Raw genomic sequence first — 15,654 nt, 5'->3', positions numbered from 1 at the left:
CCCCACTCCCCATTCATACAATCCCACACGCGGAATCGGCCGGGGTAACGGCGGATTATATGCAGTTAACAGGCAAGTATCAGAGATAAATTGCAGAGCATTAACGAAATTTTCTACGCCGCCTTCGCTGAAATACTGCCATACCTGATTAACAATACTTACAGGCACGGTAGACTGAGAAATTAAGTCGGGATCAAAAGCGTCGTCTCCTGGTATTACAATGAGGGTTCTACCATTACGTTGTACAATTTCTTGCACTACTTCTAAACCATAACTCCAGTAGGAACGTCCTCCTAACAGGCGCAAAATAATTACTTGGGCAAGTTCCACAACTTGCTCACCATAAGTATCTATACTTAATTGTTGCTGTAACTGCAACAGATTGGCTACTCTTAATGCAGGAAAGCTTGTAGGTAATTTTGTCACCGCAGCTGCTAAGGTTTGAATGTCGGTATCAGCAGCCGTAATCAACACGAAAGGCGCTGGAGTTTGTTCTAGAAAAATTAAGCCCTCTGACTGATTCCATCCACCCGATATGCTAGTTGTACGATGCATAATGCTGTATTACCGTCTTAAACTATTGGTTATTGCACAATCAAAACAAAGTTTTTCTCTGCATTCAGCCCCCTCTTACCAGTAATGATTTAAAATGCTTAGTTCTCCTGATTTGAGCTTTTCTCGAACCTTGCCTATTGTTGTATTTAATCAGCTTGGGGAATTGTTGGAACAGATGGCTCAAACGCTGGGAAGTGCCGCTCTGATACTGACAGAAGCTGTGTTAGTACGAATTGATATACCTCCGAAGTGGCAAAGGCAAAGGTTTACATTAGTGGTTTCTGAGCAGTTTAGTGCGCTCTTGGTAGGAAACTTTGAGGAGGAGCAAGGAATTTACCCAGCAAGCACTTTTAACTCCCCAGTCAGCACTCACTTAGCACTCAATGCTAGTTTGACATTTAATTTAGAGGCGATCGCAACATTTGTCTACGAATTAAGAGACTTGTTTGAGTGTGATTCCGCCACTTACCAAAATCTCGAAGGCTATCGCCAAATTATTCGGCCCAATGATGCCACAGTCCAAAGTCATTTCTCGCTGTTGTTATTAGAATACCTCCTAACTCAGCCAAACCAAGAAATAATAGCACCTCCAAGCTCAACTGCGCCGACAGTTTATATCTGTCAGCCAGTGGAAGATGCTTTAAAAAAACAGATTGCCCAAGAGCGGTTGTTAAATCAGGTAACAACGCAGATCCGCAAAAGCTTAGATTTGCCGGTGATTATGGCAACAGCAATTACACAAGTGCGTGAGTTTTTGGAATTAGACAGATTAGTAATTTATAAATTTGAAGGTTCCAAAGCCAAGACTCAACAATACCAGTCTGACACTATTCCCCTCAGTGGAACCGCACCACTAACAGGTATAGAACAGTCGGTTGGGGAATCTTCCAAAATCTATTTTTCTATACCAGAGAACAAGGATAAACCCTCGCCTTCTGTGTCAGCCAATAATCAACCATTACTAGAAGACTGGCAAAACTATCGAGGTTATATTGTCTATGAAGCCCGTGCTACAGATGCTATTACATCGGTGTTGAATTACACGGAAAGAAATTGTTTTATCCGAACCTCTCAATGTTGGGAAAAGTATCGCCAAGGCTTTACCTTAGCTGTGGATGATGTCGAAAAAACTTATGCTCTAGAAGAGTGTTTGTTAAATTTTTTGAGGGAAAGTCAAGTTAGGGCTAAGTTAGCAGCACCGATTATATTTGAGGACAAATTGTGGGGATTGCTGATTGCTCATCAGTGCGATAATCCACACCAGTGGACTGAGAGTGAAAAAAACTTGCTGACTTCGATCGCAGAACAATTAGCGATCGCAATTCACCAAGCTGAGTTAATGCAAACGCTTACCCAAGAAAAACAAACTCTCGAACAACGAGTTATTGAACGCACAATAGGATTACGTGATGCCCTCCTCGCTGCCGAAGCTGCTAACCGTCTCAGAAGTCAGTTTCTCGCTACTATCAGTCACGAATTGCTCACGCCTTTAACTTATGTGATTGGGATGTCATCTACATTGTTACGTTGGCCTTTGGGTGAATTGAGTCAACGACAACGGGGTTATCTGCAAACAATCCACGACAGTGGAGAACATTTATTAGAAATGATTAATGACATCCTTGATTTATCGCAAATCGAGGCTGGTAAGACAGCTTTAAATATTTCGGAATTTTCTTTAGTGAATGTTGCTGAAAATGCTGTAGAGTCACTGCGAAAAAAAGCAATCAGTGAACAAATTAATCTCAACCTTGATTTGCAAATCGATCCTAGGCGCGATCGCTTTACCGCCGATGGAGAACGAGTAGAACAAATTCTCTGGAATCTGTTAACTAATGCTATTAAATTTACCCCCGAAAGTGGCAGCGTTACCTTACGTCTTTGGGTGGAAGATGATACTGCTATTTTTCAAGTGGAAGATACTGGGATTGGCATTCCCGATGAACAATTACCATTATTGTTTGAGAAATTTCAGCAACTCGATACACCCTATCGCCGCCGCTACGAAGGTACTGGACTTGGACTAGCTTTAACTAAACAACTTGTGGAACTTCATCGGGGACGAATTGAAGTAGAATCAACTGTAAGTATTGGCTCAATTTTTACTGTATGGATACCAACTCAGTCTATGAGAGCGGTGAATACTGAGTTATGAGTCATCCAATTTTAGATTTTTAATTTTGGATTTTGGATGAACCTATCCCACTATTCTAATAATCTCTACTTCTCTTTCGTAAAATATGCTTGAAATCCTTGATTCTTCGTTTTCAGTTCTCAATAAGCTTAAGCTTTGTAGCACAAAATCTCCCCCTGCTTTCCCTGCGTCACCCAATTACTACTGTTCTGCAACGCCGAATTATTTATTTTGAGGCTAGGCTAATAAGCATTTTTTCAAAGATTTTCAACACATGTTCATTTCCATTATCTCTAGTAAAAATACTATAATTTGGGTGAGAATTGATTTCAATCAACCAATATTGGTTATCTCGATCTAAGACTATATCTAAACCACCATAATCAAGGTCTAATTCTTCAAAAATTGGTTTAGCAAAATTAGCAACCTCTGACAATATCTGTGGATCATTAATATACTTGGCTTTCGCACCATCCCAGTGCAAAGGACTGAGGTTACCTGCAAATTTTGCATCAGTTATATCTTTTTTATAAAGCAATACTAACTCTTTATTTAAGAAAACCGCTCTATATTCAGATTTAATGTGAATAAATTCTTGAGCGAGAGCAACGTAATCATACTTGTGATTAATATTAAAAATCTCTTTTAAAGCAGTTTCAATTTCATCTGTATTCTGGCATAAAAAAACGTTATGTCCACCAGAGCCAGAATTTCTTTTCACAATCAGTGGTGTTTCAAATTTTTCTTTAATCTCTAATACAATATCTTGAATACTTGGAAATTTTAAATAAATTTTATATTGAATGTCACAAAAAGGCGAAAGAAAACCTACAGTGTGAGGAAGTTTAACCTTTTGCTTTAAAATATGGTAAGTGTATTCTTTGTCTTTTACAATTTTTGCTACTGCTTGATTAATTAAAGGAGTGCTATAGTTACAAAAATAATGCTGTTTATTATTGAGTTGAATTTTTATTAAGTTTTCAGCAGGTTGAAAAATTTCATAACTGATATTTAAATTTTTACACGCTTGAAGCAATAGCGAAACATTATCTAACATAAATACTTGAAGTTAAACGTCCTAAAAAAGTGTTTACATGAATTCAGAACATATATAGTTGGCTTAAATTGATGAATATCAACTCCGCTTTTTTATAATGTGGTGAAATTATCTTTTGTTTTAGCTTTTCATAAAAGCTACTCTGTAGAATACATCTATATGCTAGATAAAGCAACAGTTTTTCGATAATTTTACAGTGGAGAATAATGTTTTAGAAAGACATCTTATTCTTGACAAAAAGGTGAATAACTTTTTTTAGCAATATTATATGATTTTTAGAGCGTTGCATAAACAAGGGATGAAATTTAGACATTGAAAACTAAAAAGATTCATCTTCTCTGTGTGAGACAAATTATCCTATAAATATGCAATGCTAATTTTTAACTTGCTGTTTGCCGTTTAAAAATTACTATCTCAGTACCAACAACTGGGTTACGCGCTATCAACCTATTTTGGGAGTCGATAATTTCTAAATGGGTAAAATCCAGTTCTTGAGAGCGTTGTAATATCTCCGCAGCTAGTTTGTCCTGCTGGGATTCTTTGAGAGTGTACCAATCGTCACTAATTTTAACTGTAAGATTGCTGGTGCGGAAGTTGGCTTGAATTGACTTTATCAGACCAGAGGCAATGCGATCGCTAATTTCGGCTACCTGATTTTCAATAGCCGCAATCAAGGCTTGTTCTGGTGTTAATTCTAAGGCTGGCGTTGGCGTTGACGTGGGAATTGGTTCCGGTTTTGCTTTCGCTTCCGGCGTTGGTGGCGGAGTTTGTATTTCTGGCGGCGGCGTAATTTCCTCTGGTGGCAGTGACGGCTGTGGTTCTGGTGTAACTGACTCCGGTGGAGTAGTTATCGTTGGTGTCGGTGTTGGTGCAGGAACTTCTTCAACGGGTGGAACTGTTGCGATTTGAGTAGGTTTACCAGTAAAGACACTCGCAGTTGTCCAAAGAATAATTACAGCAATTCCAGTAACAATTCCCGTCAAAGCGGTATCTGATAACTTTGTTGACAAATTTGATGGTAAAAACAAGCGGATTGTCCTTAGCAGTCCACCCCACCACAACTGAAACTGCTGGAAAAAGCCAGGTTTTTCCTCAGTACCAGGTGGCGGTACTGTCTCCAGTTTCTCCACCGTTACTTCTAAAACCTCAATCGTCCCTTGGAGAAGTTGGATAATTTTAGCCTTCCAAAATGGTTGAACTCTCTGGTAAGGTTTTTGGGGAGGTTGAGCTACTTGCTTATCCGTCGGTTTTGACTGATTGTCTTGTGACATGGAACTTTCACCAAAAGCAGCGAATCAAAGACAAACAACGTACATTATTACTGGTGCTGCCTTCTTTTGCCTTAATGTATCACTTCAATTGCACATTACTTCAGCTAAACTGACTATTTATTAAATTTGGTGAATTATGAACCTAAAACGCCGTCAATTTTTATTGTTAAGTAGCCTCAGCGCCATTGGTACAGGATTTTTAGCCTGGATGTTAACTGATAAAAATCATCAAACTGCTGATATTACCGATTCAACAACAGCTATAGCCGCCAACCCAGCCAAAAAAGACTTGTTATTACGTTTTGTGTCTGTGGCTGATACAGGGACTGGTGCTAAAGGACAGTATGCTGTGGCTGGAGCGATGAATGCATATCACAAACAAAATCCTTACGATTTAGTGGTTTTAGCTGGAGACAACATTTACAACAACGGCGAAATTGAGAAAATTAGTGCAGTTTTTGAGCGTCCTTATCAAACTTTGCTAAAACTTGGTGTGAAATTTCAAGCTTGTTTAGGTAATCACGATATTCGTACTGAAAATGGCGATCCACAAGTCAAGTATGCTGGATTTAATATGAAGGGACGTTACTATACATTTAAACGTAATCAAGTACAGTTTTTCGCTTTAGATACTAATAGTAATGCTGATTGGAAAAACCAGCTAAATTGGTTAGAAAAAGAATTAAGTCTTAGTAAATCTCCTTGGAAAGTTGTATTTGGTCATCATCCAATTTATTCATCGGGTCAGTATGGGAGTAATCCAGATTTTATTAAAACTTTCACTCCTTTATTTCAAAAACACGGCGTTCAACTTTACATTAATGGTCACGAACATAATTATGAACGCACTCGTGCTATTGATGGTACAACTTATTTAATTTGTGGTGCAGGTGCTGGCAATCGTCCTGTAGGGCGTTCTGAGTGGACAAAGTATTCTACGAGTGATTTAAGTTTTGCCTCTTATGAGGTGTATAAAGATAGAATAGAAATAAGTGCGATCGCTACTGATAATCGCGTTTTTGATAAAGGGATTATTAAACTAAAATTAGTGTAATTATTATGAAAGTCAAGCGCTTGAAAATGCAATCTTTCCGTGGAATCGGTGATTTGACGCTTGATTTCCATGAGGCTGAACCAACTGTAATTATTGGTATCAATGGTGTGGGAAAATCGAGTATTCTTGACTGTCTTGCTATTCTTCTAACACAGCTTACGGGACAGATTCAAGACTCACTCGAATCTTTACGTTTCTTTATTACACAAGATGTTACAAATGAATGTGATAAAACATACAATGAAATTACTCTATTTATAGAATTACAAGAATTAACTTGGTCAATGACTGAATATAGAGGTGTAAAAAATAATGATGGTAAGTACATTGATTTACAAGCTCATATTAAAAGTATTTCCGATTTACAAAAAGAAATAAAAGAGAAGCTAAAAAATTATAAAGGTCTTGAGACTATTCTGATGCAAAGTGAAAATATGCATACAGAGATAGCAAATGCAATACGTAGTGGATTAAGAGAAGATTTAAAAACAGCTATTGAAAACTTAAACAATCAGTTAGCAACTATTACTGATACTAATGTTCCTTTAGCAGTTTATTACCCCGTTAACCGTGCTGTTATTGATATGCCCTTAGAAATATCAGAGGTATCTTCTTTTAAACAAGTAGATGCTTATGAGCAGGCACTCACAGGAGGGAGAATAGACTTCAAAATCTTTTTTGAATGGTTTAGGAATCGAGAAGACTTAGAGAATGAGAGACGAAGGGATAACCCTGATTATAGAGACAAACAATTAGAAGCAGTAAGACAGTCCATCTCTTCCTTAATACCAGAATTCTTAAACTTGCGAGTTGAGCGTTCACCCCTACGAATGACTGTCAGAAAAAAAGGTGAGGAACTTATAGTTAATCAGCTATCTGATGGAGAGAAATGCTTGCTGGCAATGGTGGGAGATTTAGCAAGACGATTGGCAATAGCTAACCCAAGTTTACCAGATCCACTCCAAGGTAGTGGTGTTGTTTTAATTGATGAAATCGAACTCCACCTACACCCAAAATGGCAACGGGAAATTATTCCAGCTTTGACAAGAACATTCCCCAATTGCCAATTTATTGTCACCACCCATTCGCCTCAAGTAATTAGCCAAGTCAAGGCGGAAGGAATTTATATTCTAGAAAAAACAGACGAAGGTGTTGTTGCTAAAAGACCAGAAAGTTCCTTTGGGAGAGACAGCAATCGAATATTAGAAGACCTCATGGGTGTTCCCGCACGTCCACAAGAAATTAAAGATCGTTTACATGAGTTATTTAGACTCATTGATGAAGGGAATCTTGATGGTGCTAGGGAATTATCTCAGGAAATTTCTGACATTATTGGACAAGATGAGCCGGAATTAGTAAAAGCAAGTGTGTCTATTCGACGCAAAGAGATTTTGAAGCGGTGAAATATATCAAAAAAAATCAGGAGCCAGAAAGTTTTACCGTTTGGAAAAACCTAGCAAATGAAGATTGGCAACCAAGTTGGGACAACTTCAGCAAACCACAAAAAACCGATGTACATGATTCCTTGTTGCAAGAGCAAGGTTTTATCTGTTGCTATTGTGGAAGACGTATTACCAAGGATATTAGCCATATTGAACATCTAAAACCTAGATATCCTTATACTGAGCTAACGCTGGAATACACAAATATGCTGGCTTCATGCCAAAGAGAAAGAGAGCGTAAAGAACCTCTGCACTGTGGGAGCAAGAAAGATCATTGGTACGACGAGGATTTGATGGTTTCACCCATAAATGCGAATTGTGAGGCGTTCTTTAACTACGCTGATGATGGGCAGATTTTGGCGACAGATAATTCAAAAAAGCAATTAGCTGCTGAAACAACAATTGATAAACTTGGACTTAATATTGATAAGCTAAAAGATTTACGTGCAAAAGCTCTTGAGCCAATATTGGAAATCATCAACACAATCACAGAGGGAGAGAGACAAGACTTAATTCTAGGTTTCAGTGAAACTGATTCTAAAGGATATTATGAAGAGTTTTGTGCTGCGATTATTTATTTACTAAAAAATTAGTTTTAATGGCGTAGCCTGTTGTAGACATTGCATTTTTCGTTAGTCTTTCCTCCGTAAGGCTGTAATGCGAATCCTCTTACTCCATTAAGATAGATTCAAGTTCACAGGAGCAGCATCTTCTGAACATGGGTTTAGATTTTGGAAAAACCCTTTGTTCTTCACATCGGGTTATAAGTATATGTTTTCTGAAGTTAAAAAATGTCTCATGTTAGCCGTACCTTTGGCAGCAGCACAATTGGCTCAATCTGCAACTGGTTTTGTGGATACGGTAATGATGGGCTGGTTGGGAAGTCAGACTATTGCATCTGGAGCATTGGGAGTTACTATCTTTAGTTTTTGTCTGTTGATCGTTACTGGTATCGTTTCTGCTGTCAGTCCGTTAGCTGCCCAAGCATACGGGGCCGGAAATAGAGAAAAAGTTGGCACAATTGTCCGCCTGGGACTAGGGATATCTCTAGTACTAGGAATACCAATTACATTGCTGCTTTACAATGGAGGTGCTTTACTACTTCTACTAGGTCAGGATGCTAACACAGTAGCACTAGCAGAGATTTTTTTAAGGGCGATCGCACTGGGTTTTATTCCTGCTTTAGGCTTTGGAGTACTTAAAAGCTTTCTTTCTGCTCTATTGCAACCGCAATTAGTGATCGTGACTGTGGTTTTGGGTACTCTACTCAACATCACAGCTAATTATGTGCTGATGTTTGGCAAACTGGGATTTCCGGCGCTGGGTTTAGCTGGTATCGGTTGGGCAAGCACACTCTCACTTTGGAGTATGTTTGTTGCTCTGACAGTTTATATATGTAATCAGCCTCGCTTTGCAGTTTACAATATTTTTCGACCTTTATCTAAAAAAGCTTTTCCCCTAGAGCATCGCCGGATCATTGGCGAGATTTTTCAGATTGGATTGCCCATTGGGGGGCTGATTGCAGTCGAAGGGGGACTGTTCACCGTTGTTACTTTCATAATAGGACAATTAGGAACAAATGCTCTTGCTGCCCATCAAATTGCTTTACAAACAATTTCGATATCATTCCAGCTTGCACTAGGCATTTCTCTAGCGACAACAGTACGTGTTGGGCAGTTAGTTGGACAGAATGACCTGCTTGCTACTCGTCTGGCTGGATATGTAGGCATTGCCATTGCAGCTCTATCTATGGGTGTAGTAGGCATTACATTGTGGTTAGTGCCAGAGTCGATTATTTCTCTTTATATTGACATTAACGATCCAAACAATGCAGATGTGGTTGTCCTCGCAGTGAAATTGCTGGGAGTGGCAGCGATTTTTCAAATAGTTGACGGTGTGCAAGTTACTGCGGGGGCAGCATTACGCGGACTAAAAGACACTCGAATTCCTATGTTGATTGGTATTTTTGCTTATTGGTGTGTTGGTTTATTCACTGGTTATACTTTCGGAATCTGGTCGGGGTATGGAGCGATTGGTCTTTGGTGGGGACTAGCTATTGGTTTAGCGATCGCTGCAATAATCATGACTTGGCGGTTTAGCAAGAAAACGACTAACCACGGATAATGGATAGTCTAAACGAAGAGAGATCAAAAAGAGGAAAGGGGGCAGGGGGCTCTTAGCTGGGGGGAGAACCCCATACTTCGGCTACGCTCAGTAACCATAAATAAATTTAGGGGCTTGTATCCTTTTCGTTTTCGGTCAGAATATTAAGTTGCACATCGCGTTAACATTAGCTTAATTATCACCGCAAAAGTTTATGATTCTTGAGGCAGTTATGCTTCCTGTTAAACCTGGTCTAGAATCAGATTTTGAAGCTACTTTCAAAAAAGCTTCTAAATTTATTTCGTCAATGGACGGATATTTATCCCATGAATTGCATAAATGTATAGAAGTCCAAGGTAAATACTTATTACTTGTCAGATGGGAAACTTTAGAATCTCATACTGTAGGATTTAGAAGTTCTGTTGAGTATCAAGAGTGGAAAAAACTTTTGCATCATTTTTATGAACTATTTCCCACTGTTGAACACTTTGAAGAAATCAAAATATGAAAAACAAAATCCCCGACTTATTTGAAAAATTGGGGATTTGTGGCTGTATCACTCTCAATACGTTTGGTTAAGTCCAAAAAATAACTCCAATGTAGGTTGGGTTGAGGAACGAAACCCTACAATATGTTGGGTTTGTTGGGTAACACTAAAGTTCAACCCAACCTACAAATATTCTTAACCGAACCGTATTAGGGAACTCCAAAAAATAAATTATCCAATTTCTGGACTTCACCACGACTTTGCCTCCCCCTGCCCCCAGCTAAGAGCCCCCTGCCTCTAAAACTATGGGATATTTTTTTATTTGGAAGTCCCTTAGTATCACTCTACTCGTTGCAACTGCGCTACTCTTGGGTCAACAATTTTTTGTCCCAAGCTGGCAAATTTAATTGCCACAGACATCTTACTACCCATTCCAAAAACATGGGTAATTTCACCAAGACCAAAAGTTTTATGTAATACTCTATCGCCTACTTGCCAATTCTGCGTTGAGTCTTGCTTTCCATTCGGAGTAGAGGCACTTTTAGTATAACTTTGACGACTCAGGCGTTGAGTAGTTAATAATTCTTCTGGTAATTCGTCGAGAAATTGCGATCGCATGGCGGGTTCACGAGAACCATACAAACGACGTTCCCGCGCGTGTGATATATACAACCTTTCTTGGGCGCGAGTAATTCCCACATAACACAAGCGGCGTTCCTCTTCCAAAGATGCGGGATCACTCAGCGATCGGTAGCCAGGAAATAGCCCTTGTTCTAATCCCACTAAAAATACTACGGGAAATTCCAAACCTTTGGAAGCGTGCAAAGTCATCAAAGAAACAGCTGTCTGTCCTTCTTTTAAATTATCCAAATCGGAACTGAGGGCGGCACTACTCAGAAAATCTTGGAGAGAAACCTCTTCATTTTCTTCTTGAAATTGCAGTGCGGCGTTGTAAAGTTCCTGAACGTTTTGTACTCGATCTGTGGCTTCATCTGTGCCTTGACTCATCAAGTCTTGAACGTAACCAGAGTCTTCTAGTATTCCTTGCAAAACTTCAGTCACGGGAAGCGTACCAATTTGTCCTTGCCAACGGCTAATCATTTCGGCAAAGCTATTTACAGCTTTTGTTGCCCGTCCAGCTAATGTATTAACTGATGTTTCATCGCTGAGTATTTCCCATAGGGTTGTCCCTAGTTGCTGGGAGGCGTTCACCAAAGCATCAATAGTGGTTTTGCCAATTCCTCGTCGGGGAGTGTTGATAACTCTTAATAAACTGACTGTATCAGATGGGTTAGCGATCGCTCTTAAATACGCGATCACATCTTTTATTTCTTTGCGATCGTAAAACTTCATTCCTCCCACAACTGTGTAAGGAATTCGATATTTCACCAACAATTCTTCAAAGGGACGAGATTGGGCGTTTGTCCGATAAAGTATGGCAAAACTACCCCAGTTCAATTCTGGATTTTGCTGTTCTAAAGTGCGAATTTGATGAATTACAAAGTCGGCTTCTTCTAGTTCATTATCCGCTTTGTGAGAATAAATCTGCTCACCCGGCCCCCGTGTTGGTTTAAGGATTTTATCAATCCGTTGGGTGTTATTTTCAATCAATTCATTCGCCGCTTGCAGAATGTTTTCACAAGAACGATAGTTTTCTTCCAGCTTAACCATCGTCCGAGTATCATCATCTAGCAAACCATCGCCAAAGTCTTCCTGAAATCCCAGCAAGATAGTGAAATCTGCCATCCGAAAGCTGTAAATTGATTGATCGGCATCACCGACAACAAAAACTGAGCGATTTTCCCATTCCCATTCGCTCTTTTTGGTTTCGCCATTAGTAACCAATAAATGAATAAGTTGATACTGAGTGCGGTTAGTATCCTGATATTCATCTACGAGGATATGACGAAACTTGCGATGCCAGTAACCCAATACTTGCTCGTTTTGCTGAAATAATCTAGTTGGTACGAGAATTAGATCGTCAAAGTCAAGAGCGTTATTTTCTGCTAACTTATCTTGATATAAACTGTAGACTTGGGCAATAACCCGTCCGCGATAATTGGGTTGTTCTTGCTCAAATTCTTGGGGTGATAAACCTTGGTTTTTAGCATTACTAATAGCGTAGCGGACAGAGCGAGCGTCAAACTTTTTATCGTCTAAATTTAACTGTTTATTGACAATTTCTTTAATCAGACTCATCACATCTGATTCATCAAAGATAGAGAAATTGCGATTCCAACGTCGTCCTTTTTCGTCTACATATTTTTCAATATCAAAGCGGAGAATGCGAGAAAATAGACTGTGGAAAGTGCCACACCATAAGTCTTTGATAGTATCTTTGTAAACTTGCGATCGCAATTGCGTTTGTTGGTATTCTGTCAACAAATCAAAACGCTGGCCGTGTTGTTTCATCGCTAGCTGTTCAGCAAACAGCCGTTGAATCCGGTCTTTCATTTCCCGTGCGGCTTTGTTGGTAAAAGTAACCGCCAGGATATTTTCTGGATCAACGCGGTGTTTGAGAATTAGATTTGCAATGCGATAAGTCAGCGCTCGTGTTTTACCGGAACCTGCGCCAGCAACAACTAGCAACGGGCCGCAGTAATGTTCGACAGCTTGACGTTGACTGGGGTTAAGGTGACTGAGAAAGTCGATGGTTGTTGTCATGGATGTGAAAAAGCGATGTCTCCGACGGGCTACGCCTACGCCTGGCGTCACATCAATAGAGAGTTGCTATTGCCCAGGTTACAATATCTTAACGAAACTTGGTCAACAAAGATTGTCTGGCAATATTCTTAACTAGAAAACTATTACTGGCACCTTACCCTGTCCTGAAAAGGCAATAGTTTCCTTTTCAGTAAAACGCCAAGGTACAGTTTCAAAGGGCAATCCCTTATGGAGTAGAGCCAGCCGCACGCGCCAACAGTTAGGACTAAAACGGCGATCGTCTTCAGCCCCTGCCAAATCGTACAGCCTAATCTTTGTTGATTGCATGATTGATTGTATTCCTGAAGATTCTATACTGTCCTGACGATTAAGCCTAGATTACTGCTAATCGAGCGTAATTTGATCGAGCATCATCTTTACAGGATTTACGCAAAAAATCACCAAAACTACAGAATTTGTGTTGGGGCAATTTATGAATTGCTATCACAATACGTTAACTTTTCTACATAGATAAGTTAGTCATCAGTTATTCCTGCGCTTTCTATCGTAAAATCAGCGACGGGGAATTAAACATCATAAAAATACTGGGCAAGGTCTCACTTGCTCCTGTTCTCAACAGAGGAGTAGGGGCAATTCATGCATTGCCCTTATAGATTTTCGTAGGGACACCGCAATGTTCCCTAGTCCGTGGTTTATTTGCTTGAAAAACGCTGTAATACCTAACCAAGAGTATTGTCACCAATAAGACTATTCACTCCTTGAGTACCCAATTGACATAGAGTAGCAATACACGATACATCATGATTCAACCGTTAAATTTTTAAAGATGAAAAATTTCTTTAATTTCAGGTTTAACCAATACAAGGAGGGGTGGATATGGATATCAGCTTAATTGTATCCAATATTTTGAATCCGCCAATCCTGTTTTTCTTTTTAGGCATGACTGCTGTTTTTGTCAAGTCTGATTTAGAAATTCCCGCACCGATGCCCAAACTCTTTTCGCTGTACCTGCTGTTTGCCATTGGTTTTAAGGGAGGGGTAGAACTAATTAAAAGCGGCATCACTCAGGAAGTAGTTCTAACACTCGCAGCAGCAATGATGATGGCTTGTGTTGTTCCAATTTACACCTTTTTTATCTTGAAGTGGAAATTGGATACTTACGATGCGGCTGCGATCGCAGCAACCTACGGTTCTATCAGTGCCGTCACCTTCATCACAGCTAGCGCTTTTTTAACTGAGCTTGGCATTACTTTTGATGGTTACATGGTGGCAGCCCTTGCCCTGATGGAATCCCCAGCAATTATAGTTGGTCTAATTTTGGTGAATATATTCACCGCTGATGGAAAGCGAGACTTTTCGTGGCCGGAAGTTTTGCAAGAAGCATTTCTTAATAGTTCAGTTTTTCTATTAGTAGGTAGTCTATTAATAGGTGTCTTGACAGGAGAACGCGGTTGGCACGTATTAGAACCCTTTACTCAAGGGTTATTTTATGGTGTTCTCACCTTCTTTTTACTGGACATGGGACTAGTCGCTGCGAGAAGAATTAAAGACTTGCAAAAAACCGGAGTTTTCTTAATTTTATTTGCCATACTAATTCCAATACTCAATGCAGGCATTGGGTTGGTGATTGCCAAATTGATCGGTATGCCTCGCGGAGATTCGCTGTTGTTCGCTGTATTGTGTGCCAGTGCTTCTTACATCGCTGTCCCTGCGGCTATGCGGATGACTGTTCCCGAAGCAAATCCCAGCCTGTATGTTTCAACCGCTTTAGCAGTAACATTTCCGTTCAATATTATTGTGGGAATTCCGTTATATCTCTACGGAATTAACCTATTCTGGAGGTAATAATATGCACGTAGTTAAAAAGATAGAAATTATCGCCAACTCCTTTGAACTTGCCAAAATTTTAGATAGTTTAGACAAGTCGGGTGTACATAACCATGCCGTAATCCGAAATGTTGCTGGTAAAGGATTACGAGGAACGACTGAAGATTTAGACATGACCATGCTCGATAATGTTTACATCCTCGCGTTTTGTATGCCAGAACAACTCAAGCGTGTTGTCGAAAATATCAAACCACTCCTTAATAAGTTCGGAGGTACTTGCTACGTTTCCGATGTGATGGAAGTTCGCTCTGTCAGATGTGTAGCGTCGATGTAAGAGAGTTATAAATTTAATGAAGCATTTCATGGAACGTCGTGACTTTTTGAAGTTGGGAATGACCGGGGCGTTTGGAATGATGCTATCCGCCAGCGATTTGCTTTGGCGGGTTGAACAGGTTAAAGCTGCCGAAATACCCTCAACTTCCCCGGAATCCCTCAATCCCGATGCAGCATTGCAAAAGCTGATGGAGGGAAATCAGCGATTTATCGATCATCAACCCCAATACCCGGATCAATCGGCACTGCGGTTGCAGGAAGTTGCTCAAGCTCAACATCCATTTGCAACTATTCTTAGTTGTGCGGATTCACGAGTCCCCGCAGAAATTGTTTTCGATCAAGGCATTGGAGACATCTTTGATGTTCGGATTGCCGGAAATATCGCTACACATGAAGCGATCGGTAGTATTGAATATGCGGTTGTCTTGTTAGGCTCTCCGCTATTGATGGTAATGGGTCATGAGCGTTGCGGGGCTGTAACCGCCGCCGTCCAAAACCAATCGTTACTCGGTGATATTAGTACTTTTGTGAAGGCAATTAAGCCAGCAGTGGAAAAGGTCAAGAGTCAGTCGGGTGACGCAGTTGAGAATGCTGTGGTTGCCAATGTGCAATATCAAATTGAACAGTTGAAGCGATCGCAGCTTTTAACTGAGCAAGTGCGATCGGGCAAATTAAAAATTGTCGGAGGTCGTTATGACTTGGATACAGGGAGGATAACTATTATTAC

The 15,654-nt window shown here is 40.0% G+C and carries 13 protein-coding genes and 1 pseudogene; 9 read left to right on the top strand and 5 right to left on the bottom strand.

All coding sequences use genetic code 11. From position 1 onward, the window contains the following. Positions 1–555, bottom strand: a pseudogene (locus ACFE90_RS26145) (cobaltochelatase subunit CobN); the annotation flags it as partial. Between the two features lie 94 nt (positions 556–649). Here ACFE90_RS26145 and ACFE90_RS26140 point away from each other — a divergent pair. Next, entirely contained in the window at positions 650–2,710 is a 2,061-nt protein-coding gene (locus tag ACFE90_RS26140; protein WP_375505346.1) for an ATP-binding protein, read from the top strand. Between the two features lie 205 nt (positions 2,711–2,915). On the opposite strand, the gene ACFE90_RS26135 is transcribed toward ACFE90_RS26140, so the two are convergent. Continuing rightward, positions 2,916–3,746: a RimK family alpha-L-glutamate ligase gene (locus ACFE90_RS26135; protein ID WP_375505345.1), complete on the bottom strand. Its 831-nt coding sequence runs from the start codon at positions 3,744–3,746 to the stop codon at positions 2,916–2,918. A 380-nt stretch (positions 3,747–4,126) separates the two neighbouring features. Then, positions 4,127–5,017: a hypothetical protein gene (locus ACFE90_RS26130; RefSeq protein WP_375505344.1), complete on the bottom strand. Its 891-nt coding sequence runs from the start codon at positions 5,015–5,017 to the stop codon at positions 4,127–4,129. Between the two features lie 136 nt (positions 5,018–5,153). Between ACFE90_RS26130 and ACFE90_RS26125 the strand changes: the two genes are divergently transcribed. The 5 genes from ACFE90_RS26125 (at position 5,154) to ACFE90_RS26105 (ending at position 10,124) form a co-directional block, all read left to right on the top strand. Beyond that, positions 5,154–6,071 carry a metallophosphoesterase family protein gene (locus ACFE90_RS26125; RefSeq protein WP_375505343.1) on the top strand — a complete coding sequence of 306 codons (918 nt, stop codon included), beginning with the start codon at positions 5,154–5,156 and terminating at the stop codon, positions 6,069–6,071. Between the two features lie 5 nt (positions 6,072–6,076). Further along, positions 6,077–7,474 carry an AAA family ATPase gene (locus tag ACFE90_RS26120; RefSeq protein ID WP_375505342.1) on the top strand — a complete coding sequence of 466 codons (1,398 nt, stop codon included), beginning with the start codon at positions 6,077–6,079 and terminating at the stop codon, positions 7,472–7,474. Continuing rightward, positions 7,471–8,106, top strand: a complete 636-nt coding sequence (locus ACFE90_RS26115) for a retron system putative HNH endonuclease (protein ID WP_375505341.1) — start codon at positions 7,471–7,473, stop codon at positions 8,104–8,106. Before ACFE90_RS26120 ends, ACFE90_RS26115 begins: the two co-directional genes overlap by 4 nt. A 178-nt stretch (positions 8,107–8,284) precedes the next feature. Next, positions 8,285–9,637 (top strand): MATE family efflux transporter, encoded by a 1,353-nt coding sequence (locus tag ACFE90_RS26110; protein WP_375505340.1) that lies wholly within the window; start codon positions 8,285–8,287, stop codon positions 9,635–9,637. 193 nt (positions 9,638–9,830) lie between these two features. Beyond that, a complete protein-coding gene (locus ACFE90_RS26105; RefSeq protein ID WP_375505339.1) occupies positions 9,831–10,124 on the top strand; it encodes an antibiotic biosynthesis monooxygenase family protein in 294 nt (97 codons plus the stop codon). 318 nt (positions 10,125–10,442) lie between these two features. Here the strand turns inward: ACFE90_RS26105 and pcrA are convergent, their stop codons facing one another. Continuing rightward, complete coding sequence (gene pcrA, locus ACFE90_RS26100; RefSeq protein WP_375505347.1) at positions 10,443–12,767, bottom strand: DNA helicase PcrA; 2,325 nt, start codon at positions 12,765–12,767, stop codon at positions 10,443–10,445. A gap of 132 nt (positions 12,768–12,899) precedes the next feature. Further along, positions 12,900–13,094, bottom strand: coding sequence for a glutathione S-transferase N-terminal domain-containing protein (locus tag ACFE90_RS26095; RefSeq protein ID WP_375505338.1), 195 nt, complete (start codon positions 13,092–13,094; stop codon positions 12,900–12,902). A 549-nt stretch (positions 13,095–13,643) separates the two neighbouring features. Between ACFE90_RS26095 and ACFE90_RS26090 the strand changes: the two genes are divergently transcribed. The 3 genes from ACFE90_RS26090 to ACFE90_RS26080 all read left to right on the top strand — a co-directional run. After that, positions 13,644–14,612 (top strand): sodium-dependent bicarbonate transport family permease, encoded by a 969-nt coding sequence (locus ACFE90_RS26090; protein WP_375505337.1) that lies wholly within the window; start codon positions 13,644–13,646, stop codon positions 14,610–14,612. A gap of 4 nt (positions 14,613–14,616) precedes the next feature. Further along, positions 14,617–14,928, top strand: a complete 312-nt coding sequence (locus ACFE90_RS26085; protein WP_322652933.1) for a P-II family nitrogen regulator — start codon at positions 14,617–14,619, stop codon at positions 14,926–14,928. A gap of 28 nt (positions 14,929–14,956) precedes the next feature. After that, on the top strand, positions 14,957–15,654 hold a 698-nt coding region (locus ACFE90_RS26080; RefSeq protein WP_375505336.1), incomplete at its 3' end, for a carbonic anhydrase.

The sequence above is a fragment of the uncultured Nostoc sp. genome (genome assembly GCF_964245445.1).
GTDB lineage: Bacteria > Cyanobacteriota > Cyanobacteriia > Cyanobacteriales > Nostocaceae > Nostoc.
This window is presented reverse-complemented; position numbering and strand designations above follow the sequence as displayed.

Coding starts and splice junctions, on each gene's coding strand:
- ACFE90_RS26140 (WP_375505346.1), top strand. CDS start 650: ATGCTTAGTTCTCCTGATTTGAGCTTTTCTCGAACCTTGCCTATTGTT.
- ACFE90_RS26135 (WP_375505345.1), bottom strand. CDS start 3,746: ATGTTAGATAATGTTTCGCTATTGCTTCAAGCGTGTAAAAATTTAAAT.
- ACFE90_RS26130 (WP_375505344.1), bottom strand. CDS start 5,017: ATGTCACAAGACAATCAGTCAAAACCGACGGATAAGCAAGTAGCTCAA.
- ACFE90_RS26125 (WP_375505343.1), top strand. CDS start 5,154: ATGAACCTAAAACGCCGTCAATTTTTATTGTTAAGTAGCCTCAGCGCC.
- ACFE90_RS26120 (WP_375505342.1), top strand. CDS start 6,077: ATGAAAGTCAAGCGCTTGAAAATGCAATCTTTCCGTGGAATCGGTGAT.
- ACFE90_RS26110 (WP_375505340.1), top strand. CDS start 8,285: ATGTTTTCTGAAGTTAAAAAATGTCTCATGTTAGCCGTACCTTTGGCA.
- ACFE90_RS26105 (WP_375505339.1), top strand. CDS start 9,831: ATGATTCTTGAGGCAGTTATGCTTCCTGTTAAACCTGGTCTAGAATCA.
- pcrA (WP_375505347.1), bottom strand. CDS start 12,767: ATGACAACAACCATCGACTTTCTCAGTCACCTTAACCCCAGTCAACGT.
- ACFE90_RS26095 (WP_375505338.1), bottom strand. CDS start 13,094: ATGCAATCAACAAAGATTAGGCTGTACGATTTGGCAGGGGCTGAAGAC.
- ACFE90_RS26090 (WP_375505337.1), top strand. CDS start 13,644: ATGGATATCAGCTTAATTGTATCCAATATTTTGAATCCGCCAATCCTG.
- ACFE90_RS26085 (WP_322652933.1), top strand. CDS start 14,617: ATGCACGTAGTTAAAAAGATAGAAATTATCGCCAACTCCTTTGAACTT.